Origin of the sequence: Paenibacillus glycanilyticus (assembly GCF_023715145.1) — a bacterium.
Classification (GTDB): Bacteria; Bacillota; Bacilli; order Paenibacillales; family Paenibacillaceae; genus Pristimantibacillus; species Pristimantibacillus glycanilyticus_A.
The window spans coordinates 782009-804759 of sequence record NZ_JAMBNP010000002.1 but is presented as its reverse complement, the minus strand read 5'-3'; the positions used below and the strand labels follow the sequence as shown (position 1 = coordinate 804759).

Sequence of the window (22751 nt, the reverse complement as noted above, 5' to 3'; positions counted from 1 at the left end):
AATTGCCTGCATCGAATGTGAGATCATTCGACTTTGCTAGACGAATTATTAGACGCATTTTGTCAGAAAAAGTTGCGTGCAGAGGAAAAAAGAGGGCAACTCTTCTTCTATTGAAGAGCTGCCCTCCTTCCGAATATAAGAAAGTATAAATTTTCTTTATACCGAGGCTTATATTTCTCCTGCGAAACGCATGCTGCTCCCAAGAACGGAGCAGCCGTTTACGCTATCTATTAACCCAAATAGGCAGGACGCTTTTGTTCGTATGCTGTAATCTCGTCTTGATGCTGCAGCGTCAGACCGATATTGTCCAGTCCGAGAAGCAAGAATTGACGGCGGTGCTCATCAAGATCAAACGCAAGATCAAGACCGTATTCGTCAGTCAGTTTTTTGTTTTCCAGATCAACTGTTAACTTGTAGCCGTCATGCTTCGCCGTGCGTTGGAACAGGTCTTCGACTTGCTCTTCGCTCAGCTTAATTGGCAGGATGCCGTTTTGGAAGCAGTTGTTGTAGAAAATGTCTGCATACGACGGAGCGATAACCACTTTGAAGCCATAGTCGAGAATTGCCCAAGGCGCATGCTCACGGGAAGAGCCGCAGCCAAAGTTGGCACGGGAGATCAGGACAGAAGCGCCTTCGTAACGCGGTTTGTTTGGTTCAAACTCCGTGTTTACCTCGCCGTTTCTGTGGAAACGCCATTCATAGAACAAGAATTGGCCAAAGCCGCTGCGCTCAATGCGTTTCAAGAATTGTTTAGGGATGATAGCGTCCGTGTCGACGTTTACGCGGTCGACCGGGGCAACGATGCCCGTCAGTTTTTTAAATGGTTCCATATCGGTAATACCCCTCTCTCACACGTTCAATTAGTTCAACACTTCGGATTTCACATTCCAGTCGCGCACATCGGTGAAGCGGCCTTTGATTGCAGCGGCAGCTGCCATTGCCGGCGATACCAGATGCGTACGTCCGTCGCGGCCTTGACGGCCTTCGAAGTTGCGGTTGGATGTCGACGCGCAGCGTTGACCTGGCTCCAGAACGTCCGGGTTCATTGCAAGACACATCGAGCAGCCCGCTTCGCGCCATTCAAAACCAGCTTCAACGAAGATTTTGTCGAGGCCTTCTTTTTCCGCTTGCAGCTTAACGCGTCCGGAGCCCGGAACAACGATTGCCGTTACTTTCTCGCTTACTTTGTAGCCGCGCGCGATCTCGGCAGCGGCACGAAGGTCTTCGATACGGCCGTTTGTGCAGGAACCGATAAAGACATAGTCGATCTCGATTTCGGACATTGGCGTACCCGGTTTCAGATCCATATATTCAAGCGCTTTTTCCGCAGCTTTGCGCTCGTTTTCAGTTGGAAGGTCTTTAGGGAACGGAACGGAAGAAGTGATGTCTGTACCCATGCCCGGGCTTGTGCCCCAAGTTACTTGCGGAATCAGGGAATCCACATCGAATTCAACAACAACGTCGTATGCCGCGCCTTCGTCCGTTGTAAGCTTTCTCCAGTCTTCCACCGCTTCATCATAGTTAGCAGGCGCATATTCGCGGCCTCTCAGGTAGTTGAACGTTGTTTCGTCCGGTGCGATCAGACCTGCGCGTGCGCCGCCTTCGATCGACATGTTGCAGACGGTCATACGCTCTTCCATTGTCAGAGTGCGGATAGCTTCGCCTGTGTATTCGATAACAAAGCCTGTTGCGAAGTCTGTGCCGTATTTCGCGATAACGCCGAGGATCAAGTCCTTCGCTGTTACGCCTGGTTTACGGGAACCGTTGAAGCGGACTTCCATTGTTTTAGGCTTTGCTTGCTGCAAACACTGCGTAGCCATAACGTGCTCAACCTCGGATGTGCCGATACCGAAAGCAAGTGCGCCAAACGCGCCGTGCGTCGAAGTGTGGCTGTCGCCGCAAACGATCGTTTTGCCCGGGTAAGTGAGGCCAATCTCTGGACCCATAACGTGCACGACGCCTTGGTCGATGTTGTTCAGGTCGAACAATTTAACGCCGAAGTCCGCGCAGTTTTGCGTCAGCGTATCGATCTGTTGTTTGGAGATCGGGTCTTTAATATTGAAACGGTCCTTCGTTGGAACGTTGTGATCCATTGTCGCGAATGTCAGGTCAGGACGGCGAACTTTGCGGTTCGTCATGCGGAGTCCTTCGAATGCTTGCGGCGATGTTACTTCATGCACCAGATGCAGGTCGATATAAATAATGCTTGGCTTGCCCTCTTCCTGATGAATGACGTGATTATCCCAGATTTTCTCAAACAGTGTTCTTTTCGTCATTATATTCACCCCATCGTTCAAGCGAATTCATCGCTTTGCTCTATTAGATGTTAATAGCATAGCATCTCCTTCTTGATTCAACCAAGATATAATATCTATAATGGTTATAGGCAATAACTATAAAATAACGATAACTATTCTCATTTGAACTATAAGGGGAATGCTGGTAATGGAACTTAGACAACTTCAATACGTGATACAAATCGCCATTGAGAAAAATTTTTCGCGCGCTGCCGAGAAGCTGCACATTGCTCAGCCTTCGCTCAGTCAGCAGCTGTCGAAGCTAGAACAGGAGCTTGGCGTTCTGTTGTTCCGCCGCACAACCAATTCCGTCGAGCTGACGCAGGCCGGCCAAGTGTTTGTGGACAAATCCCAGTCGATTCTGGATGCCATTGAACAATTAAAGCAAGAAATGGACGATATGGCGCAGATGAAGCGAGGACGTCTTGTAGTCGGAACCCTGCCTATTACCGGATCGCATATTCTGCCGCTTGTGCTTCCGGTCTTCGGCGAGCTATACCCTCAGATCGAGGTTATCTTGGTAGAAGACACGACCGTCAAGCTGGAGCAGCTTACGGCTAACGGGGGGACGGATATAAGCCTTCTCACTCTTCCGCTCGTCGACCAGACGCTGGAATGGGAGCCTCTAATGGAAGAAGAAATCTGCTTGGCTGTCCCTCCCAGCCATCGCCTTGCCGGACGCGTGGATGAGATTTCGATTGAGGAGCTGCGGGATGAGCCGTTTGTTGGCTTGAAAAAAGGCCAGGGCTTCCGGCAAATTCTCGTGAATTTGTGTCAGCAGGCCGGTTTTACGCCTAATATCGTGTTTGAGAGCAGCAACATTGAGACGGTTCAATCGCTTATTGCGGGCGGCATGGGCGTCACCTTTGTCCCGAAGATGCTGACCCGGGCGGCTGGCGGCGATTTCGTGCCTGTTTATTTATCGCTTAAGGACCGTCCTTCGCGGACCTTGATTATCGCCAGCCGCAAGGGACGATATTTGTCCAAAGCGGCCGTGGCGTTTATCGAAACGATGAATAAGACAATCAGTCAATACAAGTAACTTATTAATATAAGGAAGGTCTGCGATCCTCGAATACCGGGATTCTGCCGCGTACCGTATCTACGAGAGACAAGTCAATCTCGGCATATACGATCGTCTCTTCTTCGCCCGCTTCCGCAATCGTCTCGCCCCAAGGGTCAAGAATCATGGAATGGCCGAAGAAATGAGTATCTCCGCTTACGCCTACGCGGTTGCATGCAATAACGAACATCTGGTTCTCGATTGCCCGTGCAGTCAGAAGCGTCCGCCAGTGATGGAGTCTTGGATGCGGCCATTCAGCCGGAACAAAGAGCAGCTTAGCTCCATCCAAGGCAAGCTTTCTGGCCAGCTCCGGGAACCGGATGTCATAGCAGATCATCATGCCCGCGCCTGCTCCCTCAATTTCCAGCCTGCCAAGCTTATCGCCCGCCGCCAAATACTTCTCTTCGTCCATTAAGCGGAACAAGTGAATTTTCGAGTAATCCCCGGTTTGGTTGCCGTCGCGGTCAAAGGCAAAGATCGTATTGTATACGCCGTCCTCGCGGCCTTCAGCAATAGATCCGGCAATAATATGAACGCCGTGCTTACGGCTGAAGTCCGACAGGTACGCAATCGTGCGCTCGCCTTGAGGATCCGCAAGCTCCGTAATCTCGGTCAAGGCATAGCCTGTATTCCACATTTCAGGAAATACAATGACATCGGGCTTATTGGGCTGGGAAGCCGCCTCCTCCAGCATGCTGGCCAGCTTGGCGAAATTCGCGTCCGGCTGTCCTATCTCTATGTTCATTTGCAATAACGCAATTCGCAATGGTTGTGTCACTTCTGTATTCCTCCTCCAAAAAATGGCTGCACAATAAGGCAAATATGCCGTTTGCAGTCAATCCTGCTTCATTAGTATGAGCTTTTCCCTAATGATACCTTCTCATGGTTCTGTGTCAAGATGGACAGATTAATGGAGAAGAGTTATTCATTCCCGTAAAAGGAGACTAAGATCATGCGCCAGAAACGATTAGCAGCCATGCTGCTCGCCTTGTGCTTCATGTTTGCCTTCGCCTCATCCTCCGCCTTCGCGGCTTCGCCGGAGGATCAGCCTTTTAAGCCTGTGCAGGTATTTGACGTTAAAGCCGGCAAAGTGATCTTTACTACGCCAAACGACAAGGAATATCAGGAGTTTGCGAACAAATGGATTGCATCCGTCACCGGACTTGCCCCGCAGCTTACGAATGACGACAGCTGCAACTATGTCTACCGCGTCCCGCTCGAGAAGCCCGTCACCATTACGGTGAACGGCACGAAGCTGCTGGCCGATGATGTGTTCCTGTTCTATTGCGACGGCAAACCGCCGCTTCTTCTTGTCTTCGACGAACAGCGCAGACCTTTCCTTCTGCTCTTTAAGGAAGACATTAAACCGTTTATTAAGAAAATCGGAATTCCGGCCGAATAATAAAAGCCATCTTGCCCATTCCATGCCGACTAAATAGCTCGACATAAGAGGTTTTGACATGCTACATTTAAATAAATGTCGTACTATCGATTAGAGAGCAATTATGTGTGGAGTGTGAGCAAATGGAGACTCAAGTTAGTGAGCATGTAATCAAACCGGCAGACCGCATGACGGCGCTGCCTACGCAGTTTTTCGCCAAGCTTGTCGGCAAGGCGAATGCCCAGGCGGCTAAAGGCCGTGACGTTATTAATCTGGGGCAAGGCAATCCCGATCAGCCTACCCCTCCCCATATCGTAGCAAAAATGCAGGAAGCATCAGCGAATCCGATGTACCATCGTTATCCGCCATTCAGCGGCTATTCGTTCCTGAAAGAAGCGGTTGCTCACCGTTATAAAGAAGATTATGGCGTTGAGGTCGACCCTGCTACCGAAGTTGCTATCTTGTTTGGCGGCAAAACAGGCCTGGTGGAAATCAGCCAATGCCTTCTTAATCCTGGCGATGTCTGCCTGGTACCTGATCCGGGCTATCCGGACTATTGGTCTGGCGTTGCGCTTTCCGGCGCCGAGATGAGCTTCATGCCGCTGACTGCGGATAACCGCTTCCTTCCGGATTATAACGCCATTGATCAGGAAGCATTGAAGCGCGCCAAGCTGATGTTCATCAATTACCCGAATAACCCGACGGGCGCTGTTGCGGACTCCAAGTTCTATGAAGAAACCGTAGCATTCGCGCGCCGTACGGGCGTAGTTGTTGCGAGCGACTTTGCCTATGGGGCTATCGGCTTTGACGGCAAGAAGCCGGTCAGCTTCCTTCAGACGCCGGGAGCCAAGGAAGTGGGCGTCGAGTTCTATACCCTTTCCAAAACGTACAATATGGCCGGCTGGCGCGTTGGTTTTGCAATTGGCAACGCTCAGATCGTTTCGCTGATCAATCTGATCCAAGACCACTACTACTGCAGCTTGTTCGGCGGTATTCAGGAAGCGGCCGCTCTTGCCCTTACCGGTCCACAGGATTGTGTTGCCGAACTTACCGCCCGTTACGAGAGCCGCCGTGAAGCGGTATTTGGCGCACTGGATCGGATCGGCTGGAAGGCTGACCGTCCAGGCGGTTCCTTCTTCTGCTGGCTTCCTGTTCCGGAAGGCTATACCTCGGAGTCCTTTGCCGATCTTGTCCTCGAGCAGGCTGACGTTGTTGTGGCGCCGGGCAACGGATTCGGCACGCATGGCGAAGGCTACGTCCGACTAGGCCTATTGACCAGCGAAGAACGGCTTATTGAAGCGATCGAGCGGATCGGAAAGCTCGGCATCTTTTAACCTGTGCGGCAGACCGGCTAATCCCCGGTCTGCCGCATGTTTTATGGCGATTGCCTTGCTTTACAGCAAGGATTGATCATGATATGCTAACATTAACTAAAGATGTAACGTGTTGACGGGACTAGTAAGCGAGAGATGGCCGTGTTCAGAGAGCAAATCCATCAGGCTGCAAGATTTGCCTCGGTTCCTTGCTGAATCCAACCCCCGAGCGGCCGGCGAGAGCCGGACAGCGCCTCCTGTTATGAGGCTTGAGATGGACCTGGATGCGCAAGTATGCCGTTCGGTCAACAAAGGTGGTACCGCGGAAGCTATAGACTTTCGTCCTTTATGGACGGAGGTCTTTTTATTTTGTCATGAAATGGGATGAGAAGATGTCGGAGAGAATCGTTGTCAAAATCGGAAGCAGCTCCTTAACCTCGGAAGAAGGCGGCTTAAACCGTGAACGCATCACCTATTTCGCAGCCGAACTCGCAGATTTGCATAAGCGGGGCTGCCCTGTTATTCTTGTCACCTCCGGCGCAGTGGCCGCGGGATTCCGCCAGATCGGCTACGCATCAAGGCCAAAAGCGGTTCATGAGAAACAAGCGGCGGCTGCGGTTGGTCAGGCCCTGCTCATGCAATCTTACCAGGAAGCCTTCGGCGAGTATGGCATTGGCGTTGCGCAAATTCTGCTGACGCGCGCAGACTTCTCCAACCGCAAGCGAATTCAGAACGCGCTGAAGACAATCGAGGAATTGCTTCGTTTGCACATTATACCTATTATTAATGAAAACGATACGGTAGCCACGGATGAGCTTGAGCTGAAGTTTGGCGATAATGATAAGCTGTCCGCCCTTGTTGCAGCTATGACGAAAGCGAGCAAGCTTGTCATGATTACCGATATGGACGGCCTCTATACGGAGGATCCGCGGAAAAATCCGGAGGCTGTCAAGATCGAGCGCGTCGATCAGATATCGGAAGAAATTATGCAGCTTGCTGGCGGCGCAGGCTCTGCGGTAGGTACCGGAGGCATGCGCTCCAAGATCGAGGCTGCGCGTATCTCCATGCGAGGTGGCGTCCGGGCTTTCATCGGCAAGGTTCAGCAGCCGGGCGATTTGCAATTAGCTGTAGACGGAACCGGAAAAGGCACTTATTTCGATACCCAATTACATAGCCTGCCAATGAAGAAGCAATGGCTGGGCTTCCACTCCATGCCTCATGGCCGGATCATTGTGGACGATGGCGCGCAGCATGCCCTGCTCGTTGGCGGGAAGAGCCTGTTGCCAGCCGGCATTCGAGAAATCCAGGGCGATTTTCATTCCGGCGACGTTGTGGAAGTAAATAATCTGACGGGAGAAACGATCGGCCGAGGCGTCGTGAACTATGAAGCCTGGCAGATTCAGGCGGTTGCCGGACTCAGTACGGAAGAGGTCAAGCGCCGGGTTGACGTCAGACAAATCGAAGTCATTCACCGCGACGAATGGGTATCCCTGCGTTAAGCAAGAATCACCACAATAGGCTGTTTTCCAGCCTATTGGGTGGTCATTCTTTAAGTCAATGCTTTCGATGCAAGAATCACCACAATAAGCTGTTTTCCAGCTTATTGGGTGGTCATTCTTTAAGTCAATGCTTTCGATGCAAGAATCACCACAATAGGCTGTTTTCCAGCTTATTGGGTGGTCATTCTTTTTAGGAGGAATCAACAATGACAAGCGAAGTGAGACAAAAAGCAACCTTAGCTCAAGCTGCCGCGAGTATCATGAACAAAATGACGACCGCGCAGAAAGATACCGCGCTTACTGCAATGGCTAATGCCCTAATCGAGAACCAGGCATCTATTATGGATGCAAATGCAAAGGATCTGGAGCGCGGCCGGGAGAACGGCACCAGCCCTTCCCTGCTGGACCGCCTTGCCCTGAATGAAGAGCGCGTTGCCGCCATCGCGGATGGACTGCGTGAAGTCGTGGAGCTTCCTGATCCAGTAGGAGAGCTTCTTGAGCAATTTGACCGCCCTAACGGTCTTCGCGTGGAAAAATCCCGCGTGCCGCTTGGCGTTATCGGCATGATTTACGAAGCCCGTCCGAACGTTACGGTGGATGCTGTTGGCTTGTGCCTCAAAACCGGCAACTGCGTTGTCCTTCGCGGCGGCTCCGCTGCCCTCGAATCGAACCGCCGGATAGTTGAAGTATTGCGCGAAGCACTTGCAAGAACCGACTTGCCGCAGGATGCCATCCAGCTAATTGAAGATTCCGACCGCGCTTCCGTTAATGAAATGCTTAAATTAACCGGGCTTCTGGATGTTGTTATTCCACGCGGCGGCGCAGCCCTGATCCGTAACGTAGTGGAAAATGCGACGGTTCCCGTTATTGAGACTGGCGCCGGCATCTGTCACACGTTCGTGGACGAGAGCGCGGATTATGACATGGCGGAACGCATCGCCTTCAACGCTAAGGTACAGCGCCCTTCCGTCTGCAACTCGATGGAAACGCTGCTGCTGCATGAAGCATTCGCCGAACGCCATCTGCAGCAAATCGCTGACCGTTTCCTCGCTGCGAACGTTGAATTGCGCGGCGACAAGCAAACGGCAGAACGCATCTCGCAGGCGAAGCTTGCAACCGAGCAGGATTTTGCAACGGAATATAACGATTATGTTTTAAATATTCGTATTGTAGCAAACTTAGATGAGGCGCTTGACCATATCCTAAAGTTCAGCACCAAACATTCGGAGTGCATTGTAACGGAAAACGCAGCCAATGCGGAGCGTTTCCTTATCGAGGTAGATGCGGCTGCCGTGTATCATAATGCCTCTACCCGCTTTACAGACGGCTTTGAATTTGGCTTTGGAGCTGAGATCGGCATCAGTACGCAAAAGCTGCATGCGCGCGGGCCAATGGGTCTGCCGGCTCTTACATCAACGAAATTCCGCGTTTACGGCAACGGCCAAATCCGCGGTTAAGATAGAGGAAACGGGTTGGAGGGTGAAAGATATGTTATCCATGGAACAAACAAATGCCAGCGCCAATGTTGAAGCGTTAAAAATCAGCTTCTACGGCGCAGGCTCGATGGCGGAAGCTATCGTGCGCGGACTTATTAATCAAAAGCTGACGAAGCCGGAGCAAATCTCCATGCTGAACCGCCAGAACGCCGACCGGCTCAATGAGTTAACCGAGCGCTACGGCATTCAAACCGTATTAAACGGCTCGACGAACGAACAGTTTATTCAAGATGCGGACATTATCTTCCTCGCGATGAAGCCAAAAGATGCAGTAGCGGCTATCTCTTCTATTAAGCATCTGCTATCGGATAATCAGCTGATCGTATCGGTTATTGCCGGTCTATCGATCTCCTCCATGGAGCGTGTACTCGGCAGACCGGCCGCAATCGTGCGGACGATGCCAAACACCTCGAGCACAATCGGACTTGGCGTTACCGGCATCAGCTATTCCGGAAGCGTAACGGAAGAACAACGCAAGCTTGCCGAAACGATGTTTGCTTCTATCGGCATTCATGCGGTTGTTGAAGAGAATTTGCAGGATTCCATCGTTGGCGTATCCGGCAGCGGTCCGGCTTATGTCTATTTCTTCATGGAAGCGATGATGGAGGCTGCCGAAAAGCTTGGCCTTCCTGCTGAGCAAGCCAAAGAGCTGATCGTACAAACCGTTCTTGGCGCAGCCGAGATGGTGCGGACGACGGGCGAAGAGCCTGCGGAGCTTCGCCGCAAGGTGACTTCTCCCAACGGAACGACTCAAGCGGCTATCGAATCGATGGCGGCAAGCGGATTAACGGAAGCCGTCGTACGCGGCATGCTGCGTTCCGCTGAACGCGCCGGCGAAATCGGAGCAGATATTGAAAGGAGCACGTTGGCCTGATGAACCAGATGTGTGTTGCCACTTACCGCTGCTTTGACGAGAAAGCGGATTTTGATAAAAAAGCATTGTCCATCGCCGTTGGTTTAACGGTCGGCAGCTGGACGGAGCTCCCTGAAGCACGCAAAGCCGAGATGGAGAAGCATCTTGGCAAAGTATTGTCCGTTGAAGTGCATGAACAAGCAGGCAGCGAACGTTATGCGGATATCCGCATCGCCTACCCTGACATTAACTTCAGCCGGGATATTCCCGCCCTTCTGGTTACCATCTTCGGCAAGCTGTCCATGGACGGCAAAATCAAGCTGATCGACCTGGATGTTTCGGAGCAATTCCAATCCGCCTTCCCGGGACCCAAATACGGCCTTGAAGGCGTGCGCCAGCTGTTAGGCGTTCACGACCGCCCGCTTCTGATGAGCATCTTCAAATCCGTTGTTGGCCATGATCTGCCAAACTTGCAGGAGCAGTTCTACAAGCAGGCGCTTGGCGGCGTAGACCTGATCAAGGATGACGAAATTCTGTTCGAGAACCCGCTCACACCGCTCGAGAAGCGTGTTGAAGTCTGCATGGAGGCAGCCCGCAAAGCCCAGCAGGAAACGGGTCAACAGCTGCTGTACGCCGTGAACCTGACCGGTCCTACATCCCAGCTGGCCAGTCAAGCCCGCAAGGCCATTGCAGCAGGCGCAAACGCTCTGCTGTTCAACGTGTTGGCTTACGGCTATGATGTTCTTCATGAGCTGAGCAAGAATCCGGAGATTAATGTGCCTATCGCCGCGCATCCTGCCATGGCAGGCGCTTTTTATCCGTCGCCGCATTACGGCATCGGCGCTTCGGTCCTTCTAGGCAAGCTGATGCGCCTTGCGGGCGCGGATCTGGTTCTCTTCCCTTCCCCGTACGGTTCGGTCGTTATGCCGAAGGAAGAGAACTTGGCAGTAAAAGAGGCGCTGTTAGCACCCTCGGATACACTCCGGACAAGCTTCCCTGTTCCGTCTGCTGGCATTCACCCCGGCCTTGTTCCGCTCATCCTGCGCGACTTCGGAACCGATGTTGTCGTAAACGCGGGCGGCGGCATCCACGGCCATCCTATGGGCACCGCTGCGGGAGGCAAAGCTTTCCGCAGCGCCATTACGGCAGCAATGAACGGCGTGCCGCTTCGCGAAGCGGCGGAGCAGTCTGGCAATGAACCGCTTAAGGCGGCTATCGATGCATGGGGGATTAAGGAATGACAACAGCTAAGAAACGCATTATCTTCTGTGATTTTGACGGAACCATTACCGTCAACGATAATATCATAGCGATTATCAAGCATTTCAACCCGCCGGGCTGGGAAGAGATCGCAACTTCGGTCCTGTCCCAGCAGATCTCGATCCGCGACGGCGTTGGCCAGATGTTCCGCCTCCTCCCAACTTCCATTCAGAAGGAAGTTGTGGAGTATGGCATCAATAATGTTCAAATCCGCGACGGCTTTGCCGATTTGCTTCAATATTGCAAAGACGAACAGATCGAGTTCTATGTAACAAGCGGCGGCATCGACTTCTTTGTATACCCGGTACTTGCCCGATTCGGCATTCCGGAGGATCATATCTACTGTAACGGCAGCGATTTCAGCGGCGAGCAAATCGAAATTACATGGCCTCATCCATGTGACGGACATTGCACGAATGACTGCGGCATGTGCAAAACAACCATTATGCGCCGCTTCCCGGCCGGTGAATATGAGCGGATCATTATCGGCGACAGCGTAACCGACTTCGAAGGGGCCAAGCTCGCCGATACGGTCTTCTCCCGCCATCATCTGACTGATAAATGCAAGGAGCTAGGACTTCCTCATACCGAATTTACAACCTTCCACGATATTGTGGATAAGCTCAAGAAAGAAAGGACGGTCTAATCTAACATGGCCTTCTCCGATATTAAGCTGGAACACAAGCAGCAGGCGCTTGCCGATCTGCGCAGCGTCAAAGAATTATTTGCTTCCCGCGGCTGGTTTGCCGGAACAAGCGGCAACCTCTCCGTTCGCGTAGGCGACTACAAGCCGGATGAATTCTATTTCGCCATTACGGCAAGCGGCAAGGACAAGACGGTACATACACCGGAGGATTATCTGTTCGTAGACAAGGACGGCAAGGCTTGCGAAGCGACAAACCTGAAACCTTCCGCCGAAACGCTGATTCATAACGAGATCTACCGTTTAACGGGCGCAGGCGCTATTTTCCACGTTCATTCCGTTTACAGCGCGGTTATGTCCGAATGGTTCTGGGAACGCAGAGCGGTCCCTGTAGACGGCGTTGAGCTGATCAAGGGCCTGAACATCTGGGAAGAAGAAGCGCATATCGATATTCCGATCGTTTCCAACTTCGCCGAGATTCCGCGTATCGTGCCCGAGGTTACGGAGCGTCTCGACAAGCGTATTCCCGGCATTATTCTCCGCAAGCACGGCATTTACGCATGGGGAGCGAATGCCTTCGAGGCGAAGCGCCATATCGAATCGTTCGAGTTCCTGTTCGAATACGTGTACCGCTGGGAAATGCTGAACGGTCGAAAATAACGAAAAAGCTGGCCAACCCGTTTGTAACGAGTATGACCAGCTTTTTATTTTATACGCTCTCTCCGACTGCGGATAATAACTCTTCCATTTTGAATAAAGAGTGGACTTCAAATTCCGCCTCTTCCAGGTTGGCTCTGCCTGCCTTTTCATTCTCGATGACGCAGAGCACGTCTTTTAACTCGGCATCATGCGAGAGCAAATCCGCTGCGCTTAGCAGCACCTGCCCGCCTGTCGTTATAACATCCTCGATGATGCAGATCTTCTTGCCCGTGATATCCATACCTTCCGCCAGCTTGCTGGTTCCATATTCCTTTGCTCTCTTGCGTACGAAGACAACCGGAATTCCGGTCTTAAGAGATAGTGCCGTAGCGATCGGAATACCGCCCATTTCCAGTCCGGCTAGAACTTCTGTTCCTTCTGGAACAAGGGGTGCAAGCTGTTCGGCAATCGCAGCTAGAAGTACGGGATTGGATTCGAACAAGTACTTATCGAAGTAATGATTCGATGTTTTCCCTGAGCGAAGCCTGAATTCTCCCGTCAGTCTTGACGTTTGGATAATTTCTCTTGCAAGCTCTGTTTTGTCCATATACAGTCCCCTTCTCCCGTGAAAAGTTGGTTACCATAAAAATGCGCCGTCGATCAGTTTAGCAAATCTGAGCGGAATTGTCTATGCGGCGAAAGAGAGTTTTTCTACAAACGGCGTAAAGGATAAATGTCGAATTAAATGGAAGTCGACTTATACTCCTCTTTCAATAATTGCTTTGCGATATAAAAGATCTGGCCCATATGCTCGGAATAATGCGCCGCGCATTGATGCAGCATGTCCAGGTTGGTACGTTCCTTGCCGCGGACCGACTGCGTCCGCTCTAACTGCTCGTCTGATATGCTTCGCAAAGCGCCCGTAATGCCTTCAAGGCAATTCCGGATCGTTAGGACCAACTCCTCTTTCGTCTTGAATACGTGCCTAAACTCTGCATCGCGGTCCCGAGAAATATCTTGGTAAAGAATCCCTTTATTGACGCGCTCCAACGCATTCCCTTCCATATGGCGAATGAGGGTCGATATACTGTGGCTGTTCGTCGACGGACTCCAATTCACCTGCTCGTCATCCAGCTGTTCCAGCGCTTTCAAAATCCGACCTTGAATCTCCTCGAATTTTCTCGTTAACCACTCTCGATTAAAATCATATTTCACGGGAATCACCTCTATGTCAGATTTGCAACTGCGGAAAAAGACTCCATCCCTTCGGGACGGAGTCTTGAAGAGCCTTGCGGCGTTCTAGTCGCCCTTCAGCATATTGAAGATTGAGCCTGCAGCGCTGCCTTCATCCTTGCCGCCGGTGCCAAATCCCCGAGGGGCTGCCGCGAATACCCGGCTTGCCAAACGGCTGAACGGCAATGATTGAATATAGACGGTGCCCGGTCCTTCCAGCGTTGCGAAGAACAGCCCTTCGCCGCCAAAGAGGAAGGTTTTAACCCCTTTTACCATCTCGATGCTGTAATTGACGTTCGGCGTAAAAGCTACGAGACAGCCCGTATCCACGCGGAGCTTCTCTCCCGGATTCAGATCTTTGCGAATAATGGTGCCGCCGGCATGCATGAACGCCAGACCGTCGCCTTCAAGCTTTTGCATAATAAAGCCCTCGCCGCCAAAGAAACCCGTTCCGATCTTCCGCTGGAATTCGATGCCAACCGATACGCCTTTCGCCGCTGCGAGAAAAGCATCTTTCTGACAAATCATTTTGCCGCCGGCGGCATGCAGGTCAACCGGGATAATCTTACCCGGATAAGGAGCTGCAAAGCTGGCTTTTCTCTTCCCCGCGCCTTCATTGGTGAAGGCTGTCATAAACAGGCTTTCGCCCGTCAGAATCCGCTTGCCCGCGTTCATCAGCTTTCCCATGAAGCCGCTGGAGGACTGCCCGCTCCCGTCACCAAATATCGCTTCCATATGTATGCCGTCATCCATCATCATGAGACTTCCCGCTTCCGCGATGACGGTCTCCGAAGGATCCAGCTCAATTTCCACAAACTGCATATCATCGCCATGAATGTAATAGTCGATTTCGTGATTGCTTTTCAATAAAATCCCTCCTGTTTAATTCATTACTTTTCTATCATACCACCACAACCCAATCTTTTCCTTCCCAAAAAAAGAAAGCATACGACAACTCGTATGCTTCCCTCTAACAACGCCGCCTATCAGCTTTATGTCCGAATCCAGACGGTCATTTCGCCTTTTCCGCGATTTCCCCATAAGTAATACGGTACTGCCTTCAGCCGGGCTTGCTTCGATGTCCGGTGCTGCGCATAAGGGCGGTAAGGAGTCTCCTCCAGCCAGGAATCCTGCTCGTCCAATCGTCCCTCTGCTTCAATGATTACCGCTCCGCCAAGGAGCTGCGAATCAAAGGAAGCATGTAATTCCGAGGATGCTGCGATCGAGACGGCTGCCAGCGGACTGCCGTTATCCACTTCTTCCAGACAGTAGACAAGCGGACCGCGCTCAATGGCAACCTTCCCTGCGTTTGCCCGAATCTCCGGATGAGCAGCCGTCAATTGGGCTGTCATATCGAGTTCCCATTCGGCTGTATCTCCTTGCTGCCAATTCCGGTGAACAAGCGCATAGCCGTTCTCAATCTTGTATTCTGCCGCGTTGCCATTAATGCTGAGCACGGCACGGCCTCCGCACCAGGAAGGGATGCGCAAGGCGAGCGTAAACGCTGTTCCCGGAACCTCGGAGAATTCAAAGCGCGCGCTGCCCTTCCACGGAAGCTGCGACTGCTGCTTCATCACAACTGTGCCGGCATCCAGCTCAAACTCGCCAACACTGCCAATAAAGAGATGGGCATACACCGTATTTGATGCTGCCGATACCGTGTAAATATAATCGTTCAAGGAGCTGAGCAAGCGCGCCACGTTTGGCGGGCAGCAGGAGCAGCCGAACCACTTCTGGCGTTCCGCCTTCACATGGTGACGACCCGGATTGCGCTCGGATGCCTCCGGCCATACTTCAAGCGGATTCACATAAAAGTAATGTTTGCCGTCCTGCGACATGCTGCCAACGACATTGTTATACAATGCCCGCTCCAGAACATCGGCGTATTCGCTCTTGGCTTCGAGCTTCAGCATCCGCTGCGCGAAGAAAATCAGGCCAATCGAAGCGCAAGTCTCCGCATAGACCGTATCGTTCGGCAGGTCGTAATCGAAGGAAAAGGCCTCTCCGTGATGCGTTGAGCCAATGCCTCCGGTAATGTACATTTGTTTGCGGGTCATGTTGTTCCATAATCGTTCGCATGCCGCAAGCAGCTGCTTATCCCCGGTTAATCTCGCCAGATCAGCCATCGCCGTATACATATAAACCGCGCGAACGGAATGGCCAACCGCTGCCTCTTGCTCCCGTACCGGCTTGTGCGCCTGATTATAGGCTAGTTGCGCCACGGTCGGAATAGGTCTTTTCCCTCCGGCCCATAAGCTGTACCCGTCCCGCTGCTTGCCTTCTTCTACGAGGAAGTTCGGAGCAGCGCCGCGTTCATCGATAAAGAACTGGCCCAGCTTCAAATAGCGTTCTTCTCCCGTTGCCTGATACAGCTTAACCAAGGCAAGCTCGATCTCCTGATGACCGTCATAACCCCTCAGCTTCCCTTCCTCAGGTCCAAAAACCTCGTCAATATGATCCGCAAACCTGCTCATCACATCCAGCAGCTTGCGTTTTCCGGTCGCCTCGTAATAAGCAACTGCCGCTTCCATCATATGTCCCGCGCAATAAAGCTCATGGGCCTCGTATAAGTTTGTCCACTGCTTGCCCGGATCTTTGATGGTGAAATACGTATTTAAATATCCGTTCTCGTGCTGCGCCATCGCAATAAGATCAATGACGTCGTCCGCCGTGCGCTCCAGCTCGGGATCCGGATGATTCGCCAAGGAATAACCCACAGCCTCCAGCCATTTGGCTACATCGCTGTCCTGGAACACCATGCCGCAGTACGGATGCTCCTCCAGTCCTGCTGCAACACGGAAATTACGTATAGCGTAGCTGGGCTCCGCATCCGCAATCCGGTCGTTCAGCGCCTCCCATTGATAAGGAATAACCGTTTCCCTAACCAGTTCGGTAAAGCGGTTCCAAAAGGCGTCCTCAATATGTACCTCGCTGCGTCCAAGCTGTCCGTTTAATTGCTGTGCCATATATGTTCCTCCCGATCGAAAATAAAAGATTTGATTCTTGCTGATTTCTAGTTTATTCTCGAAAAGACAAGGAAACTACAAGTAAAACGACCTAATTTTTTATAAAATATAACACTATTGAAGGTCGAGGTCTCCATATGCCAAATGATGCTTATATCACCTTAAAACTTCCTCCGATGCCCTATTACATTGCAGCCGGCCTAACCGAATATATACCCGGCGAACAACATCCGAGCCGGCAGAACCTTGGGGTGTTTGATCTCCTGTGGGTCATCAAGGGCACCTTGTACATAGGGGAAGAAGACAAAGAGTGGGAAGTGAATGCCGGTGAGACGCTGCTGCTTATGCCGGATCGCTATCACTATTCGGCGAAGCCTTGCGAGCGTGAAACGGCCTTTTATTGGATTCACTTTGACTTCAAGGGCGAATGGGCGCAGCATGAAGCTGATTCTGCCTCGTTCCCTCTGCCCATGCGTCAGGCCTGGGAAAATCCTTATCTCATCCAACTCCCCCAATATGCCGCCCCGCCCGAATTTAAGTTGGCGGAACGGCATTTAAGCCAGCTTCTAGCCTGCTCCGTCGAGCATCGCCGAAGCGTGTATTGGCAGGAGCAGCAGTTATTTATTGAGCTGCTTGGTTTATTGGAAGAAAGACGGGACCGCTCCAACTCCGATTCACCCGCCATGAAGCTGGCAAGCAGGACAGAGGCTTATATCCGCCAGCATTATCAATCGGAATTAACCAATGCGGCGCTGGCCGAAGCCTTTCATTTTCATCCCAACTATATTGTCAGATGCATGAAGGAGATCTATCATTGCTCCCCGATGGAATATTTGCATCAATACCGGCTGGAGCAAGCCAAGCTGCTGCTGGTGAAGACCGAATGGTCCATTGCGGTTATCGCCGATCAAACAGGCTTCCGGCATGCGCCTTATTTCTCAAACTGCTTCAAGGCCTATACCGGTACTTCCCCGCTCAGGTATCGAAAGCAATTCAAGCCGTAGCTCACATCAAACAGACAGGAGAAAAATATGAATTCCTCCAAACATGAGCCATTTCCCGGCCGGTGGATAGGCGGATTAACCTTAATCCTAGGCCCTCTCCTTCTGCTTGCCGGAGTCCTGCTCAGAAGCAAGTTTCACTTCTTCTTTCCCGATCAGCTGCGGGCCAATCCATCGCGCTCGCCTTTATGTCCGCCCTTCCGTTAGGAGTACTGAAGGGTACAACCACCTTCTCAATCCTTGCCGTTGCCGGACTTTGTATCGCATGGATCCCGCTTGGCATAAAAGTTTTGCGCGACGGCCCACGCCCCGCTGCCCGTAAAGCGATGGTTGCCATCGTACTGACAGCCGTTATCGGGTACGTGTTCTATTTCATTGGCCAGGCTGGCTAACAGAAAAAGCCTTGTACTCCCGTTAAGGGAATACAAGGCTTTGTTTATTTGAATTGTCCGCTATAGTCAAGTTACTTCGCGCATTCGCAAGGATTCATTTAATTCCCTCATCCGCTGGAGCTTGTTGCGGGAGGTATAAATGTTCGTGCTTTTCGTATCGACAAAAAGAACGGCATCCTTCGGCAAATCGGGCAATTTGCTGCCCGTCAGCCCGATCGTAATGCCTTTATTTACAATAACAACCTTGGTATCCGGGGCCAAGCCTTGATGAATGGAAAATTTGGGGCGGATCGTCGTCTGAACGCGTCTCAATTTCTTATTGTTCATGCTCATTTTTGCAGCCCCCTCAAGATTGAATTCATGAATTCGAAAATCATAACATTGGAATGTGCCATAAGTATACCACTTTTTATATCCTCGGAGTAGTCAACATACAAATTTTGGTGCCATTTCGTTTCCTCGGGGAAATGGTACGAGATAACGTATTCTCCGATTTTGAACAAGAGATAAAACATTCGTTTATCTTCCGTATAATAGAGGACGGGGACTCTTGCCGGCTGCGTTCTATAGGTATGGGTCACATATTTGTGTTTATCGACGGGAAAATGAAAGCCCCCGGCCGTATCGCCCACTGAATAGATGCTATCGAGATAATCATTATTGTGCTGGAACAAACAGATGGCCGAACAATTTTTCACCTTGCCGAGTGTAAGGTCCCCATTAGCAAGCTGTTTTATCTCCGCGCCTTTAATAACGGCCTGAAGGCGGGCAAGCATCAGCCGGGGATGCTGAATGGCCGTGATATTCAAATGCTCCTTTGCCAGCTTTTGCACGAATTCGGAGAACTCTCCAACGGCGGCAAGCGCATCGATGCTTTCCAGATATTCCGATTTCCTTGGAAAATAATAAGCGCCTTCCTTAAGAATCGCACTCAGGATAGGCTTCCAATCCAGCCCAATCCCTACTGGCATGTCCAAGAGGTACTTCCCATGCTTCTCAATGATGTCATACAACATCACCCAGACATACACGTCAACTTCATACTTGCTTGGCACTTCGGCCGCATTCGTCTCAGAAGCCAGCTCAAGGTAGTCCATAAGCTCCCGGTTGGAAGGGTCTCTTCCATTGGTTTTTCTAAACTGCTCTATATAGAGGTACATCATTCGGCGGACCGAAGAGAAATATCTCCTGCTAACGGTCGGCTCTGCATAGAGCAAAAGCACTTTATTCGAGTTCAGAGCCGTCAAAAACTCTCTATGCGTAACCGAATAACCGCTTCCCGTCATGGAGCCGCCCTTATTGTGAATGAACAAGCAGAAAATGTCGCTTTCTCTAACCTTGTTTAAACAATGTTCAACGCCGCTTATATCCATTGGCCAAGGTCCGAAGGTCCGTTCATACATTTCCGGCTGGTGGCCAAGCGCAATAAACTCATCAAAAGTCCTGCTCCTTAGCGGAGTAAGAGAATCCTGAGCAACGGAGCTAATAAACAGCTTTGTAAGATTGGACATCAGTTTCCTAGGCTCCTTTATAGACAGTGGAATAATATTCTATTATACCTTATCTTGACTCCTTTTTTAATAGAGCTCCCTCCCTATACGGAAACGCAAAAAAACCTTGTATTCCCGTTAAGAGAATACAAGGCTTAAGTATGAACAGATAAGTGCTTATCCGCGCGGCCCGCGGAACTTCTGGGAATGCGCCCTTGCTTCATCCACATTGGTAACCCGGTTACGGCTCCATTCGATCAGAATCCGGTCGATATATCGGAAATTCAGCTTGCCCGCAAAGACCGCTTCCTTCAAGGCGAAACGGATCAGCTCGTCCGCGTAGCGGTCCTGGTCCAGCCATCCGGTAATCGTCTCGCATTCCATCGGCGACAGCAGCCGGCCAAACTCTTGCTCAAAGATAGAAAACATGTTGCCCGGCTCTGAAGCCCGCTTCACCGTGCGCTGCTCCGTTCTCCGCGTCTCCCGCTTCTCTTCGGCCGCCCATTCGGCAGCCTTGAGCAGCCAGCCGCTCCAATTATATTGCTCCGATTGGATACCGGTCATGGAATCGATCCGCTCGTCAATCGTAAGAAAGCCTTCCTTCATCAATCGGCCGATCGTCTGCTCTATCATTCTTGTTGTAGAATCGGTACGCTCGGCCAGCTGCTCCATCGTCGGGAATTCGATCCCTTCCGACTCCCGGAACAACATCAGCTGCAGCAGCAGCATAGCTTCCGTATCCGATAAATCCAAATGGCGGTAAGAACGGAGTAGCAATGCGGAGACATGCACGCCCCCTTCGTTCATGACGGACGCCATGCCCCGCGAATAGGCTTTCCACATGTCATCGTTACTCATGTTACGATCCCCTCCGCTACTGCTATTCAATTAATTCGAGTCGCCCTTCACAATCGCGTACGTATCGCGCGCGATTAACAGCTCCTCGTTGGTTGGAACAACCAGCACTTTTACCCGGGAAGCATCCGTCGAAATCTCGCGGACTTCCTTGCTGCGTACATTGTTGCGCTCCTCGTCCAGTTCAACGCCAAGGAACGTGATGCCTTCGCATACGGCTTTGCGCAGAACATTCGAGTTCTCGCCCACCCCTGCCGTGAACAAAATCACGTCAACGCCGTTCATCGCCGCGGCATACGCACCGATATATTTGCGCACGCGGTACGTGTACATGTCAAACGCCAGCTTCGCATTGGCATCGCCTTCGCCCATCGCTTCTACAATCTCGCGCATGTCGCTGCTGATCCCGGAGATGGCGAGCATACCGCTATGCTTATTGAGCATCGAATTGACTTCGCTGAGCGTCAGGTCTTCTTTGTTCATCACAAACGGAACGATAGCCGGGTCTAGATCCCCGCTGCGCGTACCCATCATCAGACCTTCAAGCGGGGTCATCCCCATGCTCGTATCAAAGGACTTGCCGTCCAGAATAGCCGTAGCGCTGGCGCCATTGCCGATGTGGCAGGAAATCATCTTCAGCGAATCCAGGGGCTTGCCCAGGAAGTCAGCCGCCTGCTGGCTCACATATTGATGGGAGGTGCCGTGGAAGCCGTAACGGCGCACTTTGTGGCGGCGGTACAGAACCCGGGGAATTGGATACAAGTAAGATGTATTTGGCATCGACTGATGGAAGGCCGTATCGAATACAACGACTTGCGGCACATTCGGCATATTGGCTTCAACCGCGTTGATGCCCATCATATGAGCCGGGTTATGAAGGGGAGCCAGCTCGAACAGCTTGCGGATTTCCTGCTTCACGTCTGCCGTTACGAGCGCTGAGTTCTTGAACACTTCTCCGCCATGGACGATGCGGTGACCAACGGCATCAATCTCTTCCATTGACGATACTACCCCATGCTCGGGATGCGTAAGCATATCGATTACTTTTTTGACGGCGGTAATATGATCAAGAATTTCGCTTACCTCAGTAACATCCGGCTTGCCCGGAGGTTCATGCGTTACGATGGAGGAATCCATGCCGATTCTCTCCACGCGGCCGCTCGCAAGCACAGTCTCGTTCTCCATATTATAAAGCTGATATTTCAGCGAAGAGCTTCCTGCGTTAATGACTAGTACTTTCATTTAGATACGGTCCCCATCCTTGTCATATTTGAAAAATCCGACGCCCGACTTCACGCCGAGATGACCTGCGCGAACCATCTTCTTCAGGACGATGGACGGACGGTACTTCAGCTCGCCGTACTCCCGGAACATCCGGTCAAGGGCCGCAAGGACAGAGTCCAGACCAAACCGGTCAGCCATCTCGAAAGGCCCGTTCTGGAACGAATACCCGATCCGCATTGCACTGTCGATGTCCTCGGCGGAAGCAACACCTTCCTCAAGCACATGAAGAGCCTCGTTAATGAACAGGCAGATCAAGCGTGTCGTTACAAAGCCCGGCGATTCGAATACCATGATGCCTTTTTTCTGGATAACCTCGTCAACGAATTCCTTCGTCGCATCAAAGGTAGCATCCGAGGTTTTCAGACCGCGCACGATTTCGACCAGGTCGATCTTGGATACGGGATATATGAAGTGAAGGCCAATGACACGCTCCGGATGGCTTGTAACACTGGCCAGCTCCGTCAAGCTGAGAGTGGATGTATTGCTTGCGATAATAACCTTCTCGTCGCAAATTTCGTCCAGCTGCTTGAAGACTTGTTTTTTGCTGTCCAGATCCTCCGTTATGGATTCAATAACCAGCTCGCAGCAAGTCAAATCATGATAGCCCTTGCCTTTATGGATACGATTCAAAATCAGTTTCTTCTCGGCCTGCGTCAGAGCCCATTTCTCAATCTGCTTATCCAAATTGAGCTCGATCATCTGCATACCGTATGTTAAGCGTTCCTCCGAGCTTTCGATTAAATACACGTCCAGCCCTTTAGAAGCAAGCATTTCCGCAATTCCTTGACCCATGGTTCCGGCGCCGATGACGCCTACTTTTTTGATTGCCATAATTTTGTAGGTTCTCTCCTCGTAGATATTCTCTTTTTTTAGATGTTATTGAGAACTATTCTCTCTTCCACAAATCCATTATACCTTTTTTCAATCCAAGAATGAAGCTAAGAAGTGAAAGGATCTTGAACACCTCTTGAACAACATTTGAACAGGCTTGAACAGATGTTCTTCGGGATTATGCTATTTTGTTCAATGGTGAAATACACACAAAAAAATGAGCGGCAGGAGCATTCACTGCCGTTCATTTTTAGT

The 22751-nt window shown here is 51.3% G+C and carries 23 protein-coding genes; 11 read left to right on the top strand and 12 right to left on the bottom strand.

What is annotated here, in order from left to right:
• Positions 1 to 230 precede the first annotated feature (230 nt).
• Together leuD and leuC are read right to left on the bottom strand one after the other, a co-directional pair.
• Entirely contained in the window at positions 231 to 830 is a 600-nt protein-coding gene (gene leuD / locus M3194_RS09105) for a 3-isopropylmalate dehydratase small subunit (protein ID WP_251653090.1), read from the bottom strand.
• A 30-nt stretch (positions 831 to 860) separates the two neighbouring features.
• A complete protein-coding gene (gene leuC / locus M3194_RS09100) occupies positions 861 to 2276 on the bottom strand; it encodes a 3-isopropylmalate dehydratase large subunit (protein WP_251653089.1) in 1416 nt (471 codons plus the stop codon).
• 169 nt (positions 2277 to 2445) lie between these two features.
• Here leuC and M3194_RS09095 point away from each other — a divergent pair, with 169 nt between their 5' ends.
• Positions 2446 to 3339 carry a LysR family transcriptional regulator gene (locus M3194_RS09095; protein WP_251653088.1) on the top strand — a complete coding sequence of 298 codons (894 nt, stop codon included), beginning with the start codon at positions 2446 to 2448 and terminating at the stop codon, positions 3337 to 3339.
• Positions 3340 to 3343: 4 nt separating this feature from the next.
• On the opposite strand, the gene M3194_RS09090 is transcribed toward M3194_RS09095, so the two are convergent.
• On the bottom strand, positions 3344 to 4138 hold the full coding sequence (locus tag M3194_RS09090; protein ID WP_311290187.1) for a carbon-nitrogen family hydrolase: 795 nt from the start codon (positions 4136 to 4138) through the stop codon (positions 3344 to 3346).
• A 174-nt stretch (positions 4139 to 4312) separates the two neighbouring features.
• Here M3194_RS09090 and M3194_RS09085 point away from each other — a divergent pair, with 174 nt between their 5' ends.
• The 8 genes from M3194_RS09085 to mtnB all read left to right on the top strand — a co-directional run bounded on the left by M3194_RS09085 (position 4313) and on the right by mtnB (position 12465).
• Complete coding sequence (locus M3194_RS09085) at positions 4313 to 4762, top strand: hypothetical protein (protein ID WP_251653087.1); 450 nt, start codon at positions 4313 to 4315, stop codon at positions 4760 to 4762.
• 122 nt (positions 4763 to 4884) lie between these two features.
• Positions 4885 to 6075, top strand: a complete 1191-nt coding sequence (locus M3194_RS09080; RefSeq protein WP_251653086.1) for a pyridoxal phosphate-dependent aminotransferase — start codon at positions 4885 to 4887, stop codon at positions 6073 to 6075.
• 371 nt (positions 6076 to 6446) lie between these two features.
• A complete protein-coding gene (proB, locus tag M3194_RS09075; protein WP_251653085.1) occupies positions 6447 to 7553 on the top strand; it encodes a glutamate 5-kinase in 1107 nt (368 codons plus the stop codon).
• Positions 7554 to 7759: 206 nt separating this feature from the next.
• Positions 7760 to 9010, top strand: a complete 1251-nt coding sequence (locus M3194_RS09070; protein ID WP_251653084.1) for a glutamate-5-semialdehyde dehydrogenase — start codon at positions 7760 to 7762, stop codon at positions 9008 to 9010.
• A 31-nt stretch (positions 9011 to 9041) separates the two neighbouring features.
• Positions 9042 to 9923 (top strand): pyrroline-5-carboxylate reductase, encoded by an 882-nt coding sequence (gene proC / locus M3194_RS09065; RefSeq protein ID WP_251653083.1) that lies wholly within the window; start codon positions 9042 to 9044, stop codon positions 9921 to 9923.
• Positions 9923 to 11143, top strand: a complete 1221-nt coding sequence (locus M3194_RS09060) for a 2,3-diketo-5-methylthiopentyl-1-phosphate enolase (protein ID WP_251653082.1) — start codon at positions 9923 to 9925, stop codon at positions 11141 to 11143. Before proC ends, M3194_RS09060 begins: the two co-directional genes overlap by 1 nt.
• The gene (locus tag M3194_RS09055; RefSeq protein ID WP_251653081.1) at positions 11140 to 11808 is read left to right on the top strand and encodes a 2-hydroxy-3-keto-5-methylthiopentenyl-1-phosphate phosphatase; all 669 of its coding nucleotides are present in this window, start codon (positions 11140 to 11142) and stop codon (positions 11806 to 11808) included. The genes M3194_RS09060 and M3194_RS09055 overlap by 4 nt, the downstream gene beginning before the upstream one ends.
• A gap of 6 nt (positions 11809 to 11814) precedes the next feature.
• A complete protein-coding gene (mtnB, locus tag M3194_RS09050; RefSeq protein ID WP_251653080.1) occupies positions 11815 to 12465 on the top strand; it encodes a methylthioribulose 1-phosphate dehydratase in 651 nt (216 codons plus the stop codon).
• 49 nt (positions 12466 to 12514) lie between these two features.
• On the opposite strand, the gene pyrE is transcribed toward mtnB, so the two are convergent.
• The 4 genes from pyrE to M3194_RS09030 all read right to left on the bottom strand — a co-directional run bounded on the left by pyrE (position 12515) and on the right by M3194_RS09030 (position 16643).
• Complete coding sequence (gene pyrE / locus M3194_RS09045; protein WP_251653079.1) at positions 12515 to 13051, bottom strand: orotate phosphoribosyltransferase; 537 nt, start codon at positions 13049 to 13051, stop codon at positions 12515 to 12517.
• Positions 13052 to 13185: 134 nt separating this feature from the next.
• Positions 13186 to 13659: a DinB family protein gene (locus M3194_RS09040; RefSeq protein ID WP_251653078.1), complete on the bottom strand. Its 474-nt coding sequence runs from the start codon at positions 13657 to 13659 to the stop codon at positions 13186 to 13188.
• Between the two features lie 84 nt (positions 13660 to 13743).
• On the bottom strand, positions 13744 to 14544 hold the full coding sequence (locus tag M3194_RS09035; protein WP_285889169.1) for a TIGR00266 family protein: 801 nt from the start codon (positions 14542 to 14544) through the stop codon (positions 13744 to 13746).
• A gap of 125 nt (positions 14545 to 14669) precedes the next feature.
• A complete protein-coding gene (locus M3194_RS09030; RefSeq protein ID WP_251653077.1) occupies positions 14670 to 16643 on the bottom strand; it encodes a glycoside hydrolase family 127 protein in 1974 nt (657 codons plus the stop codon).
• Between the two features lie 137 nt (positions 16644 to 16780).
• On the opposite strand from M3194_RS09030, the gene M3194_RS09025 reads away from it, so the two are divergent.
• Both M3194_RS09025 and M3194_RS09020 read left to right on the top strand, forming a co-directional pair.
• Positions 16781 to 17647, top strand: coding sequence for an AraC family transcriptional regulator (locus tag M3194_RS09025; RefSeq protein ID WP_251653076.1), 867 nt, complete (start codon positions 16781 to 16783; stop codon positions 17645 to 17647).
• A 185-nt stretch (positions 17648 to 17832) separates the two neighbouring features.
• On the top strand, positions 17833 to 18036 hold the full coding sequence (locus M3194_RS09020) for a hypothetical protein (protein WP_251653075.1): 204 nt from the start codon (positions 17833 to 17835) through the stop codon (positions 18034 to 18036).
• A 66-nt stretch (positions 18037 to 18102) separates the two neighbouring features.
• Here the strand turns inward: M3194_RS09020 and M3194_RS09015 are convergent, their stop codons facing one another.
• The 5 genes from M3194_RS09015 to M3194_RS08995 form a co-directional block, all read right to left on the bottom strand.
• Complete coding sequence (locus M3194_RS09015; protein ID WP_251653074.1) at positions 18103 to 18369, bottom strand: hypothetical protein; 267 nt, start codon at positions 18367 to 18369, stop codon at positions 18103 to 18105.
• Positions 18366 to 19547, bottom strand: coding sequence for a DUF4062 domain-containing protein (locus M3194_RS09010; protein ID WP_251653073.1), 1182 nt, complete (start codon positions 19545 to 19547; stop codon positions 18366 to 18368). Before M3194_RS09010 ends, M3194_RS09015 begins: the two co-directional genes overlap by 4 nt.
• 156 nt (positions 19548 to 19703) lie before the next feature.
• Complete coding sequence (locus tag M3194_RS09005; protein ID WP_251653072.1) at positions 19704 to 20384, bottom strand: DnaD domain protein; 681 nt, start codon at positions 20382 to 20384, stop codon at positions 19704 to 19706.
• A gap of 30 nt (positions 20385 to 20414) precedes the next feature.
• Positions 20415 to 21623: an acetate/propionate family kinase gene (locus tag M3194_RS09000; protein WP_251653071.1), complete on the bottom strand. Its 1209-nt coding sequence runs from the start codon at positions 21621 to 21623 to the stop codon at positions 20415 to 20417.
• On the bottom strand, positions 21624 to 22496 hold the full coding sequence (locus tag M3194_RS08995) for a 3-hydroxyacyl-CoA dehydrogenase family protein (protein ID WP_251653070.1): 873 nt from the start codon (positions 22494 to 22496) through the stop codon (positions 21624 to 21626).
• Positions 22497 to 22751: the final 255 nt, after the last annotated feature.

What these genes read in the sequence shown, in the direction of transcription:
- leuD (WP_251653090.1), bottom strand. Translation starts at nt 830, where the DNA reads ATGGAACCATTTAAAAAACTGACGGGCATCGTTGCCCCGGTCGACCGC.
- leuC (WP_251653089.1), bottom strand. Translation starts at nt 2,276, where the DNA reads ATGACGAAAAGAACACTGTTTGAGAAAATCTGGGATAATCACGTCATT.
- M3194_RS09095 (WP_251653088.1), top strand. Translation starts at nt 2,446, where the DNA reads ATGGAACTTAGACAACTTCAATACGTGATACAAATCGCCATTGAGAAA.
- M3194_RS09085 (WP_251653087.1), top strand. Translation starts at nt 4,313, where the DNA reads ATGCGCCAGAAACGATTAGCAGCCATGCTGCTCGCCTTGTGCTTCATG.
- M3194_RS09080 (WP_251653086.1), top strand. Translation starts at nt 4,885, where the DNA reads ATGGAGACTCAAGTTAGTGAGCATGTAATCAAACCGGCAGACCGCATG.
- proB (WP_251653085.1), top strand. Translation starts at nt 6,447, where the DNA reads ATGTCGGAGAGAATCGTTGTCAAAATCGGAAGCAGCTCCTTAACCTCG.
- M3194_RS09070 (WP_251653084.1), top strand. Translation starts at nt 7,760, where the DNA reads ATGACAAGCGAAGTGAGACAAAAAGCAACCTTAGCTCAAGCTGCCGCG.
- proC (WP_251653083.1), top strand. Translation starts at nt 9,042, where the DNA reads ATGTTATCCATGGAACAAACAAATGCCAGCGCCAATGTTGAAGCGTTA.
- M3194_RS09060 (WP_251653082.1), top strand. Translation starts at nt 9,923, where the DNA reads ATGAACCAGATGTGTGTTGCCACTTACCGCTGCTTTGACGAGAAAGCG.
- M3194_RS09055 (WP_251653081.1), top strand. Translation starts at nt 11,140, where the DNA reads ATGACAACAGCTAAGAAACGCATTATCTTCTGTGATTTTGACGGAACC.
- mtnB (WP_251653080.1), top strand. Translation starts at nt 11,815, where the DNA reads ATGGCCTTCTCCGATATTAAGCTGGAACACAAGCAGCAGGCGCTTGCC.
- pyrE (WP_251653079.1), bottom strand. Translation starts at nt 13,051, where the DNA reads ATGGACAAAACAGAGCTTGCAAGAGAAATTATCCAAACGTCAAGACTG.
- M3194_RS09030 (WP_251653077.1), bottom strand. Translation starts at nt 16,643, where the DNA reads ATGGCACAGCAATTAAACGGACAGCTTGGACGCAGCGAGGTACATATT.
- M3194_RS09025 (WP_251653076.1), top strand. Translation starts at nt 16,781, where the DNA reads ATGCCAAATGATGCTTATATCACCTTAAAACTTCCTCCGATGCCCTAT.
- M3194_RS09020 (WP_251653075.1), top strand. Translation starts at nt 17,833, where the DNA reads ATGTCCGCCCTTCCGTTAGGAGTACTGAAGGGTACAACCACCTTCTCA.
- M3194_RS09015 (WP_251653074.1), bottom strand. Translation starts at nt 18,369, where the DNA reads ATGAGCATGAACAATAAGAAATTGAGACGCGTTCAGACGACGATCCGC.
- M3194_RS09010 (WP_251653073.1), bottom strand. Translation starts at nt 19,547, where the DNA reads ATGTCCAATCTTACAAAGCTGTTTATTAGCTCCGTTGCTCAGGATTCT.
- M3194_RS09005 (WP_251653072.1), bottom strand. Translation starts at nt 20,384, where the DNA reads ATGAGTAACGATGACATGTGGAAAGCCTATTCGCGGGGCATGGCGTCC.
- M3194_RS09000 (WP_251653071.1), bottom strand. Translation starts at nt 21,623, where the DNA reads ATGAAAGTACTAGTCATTAACGCAGGAAGCTCTTCGCTGAAATATCAG.
- M3194_RS08995 (WP_251653070.1), bottom strand. Translation starts at nt 22,496, where the DNA reads ATGGCAATCAAAAAAGTAGGCGTCATCGGCGCCGGAACCATGGGTCAA.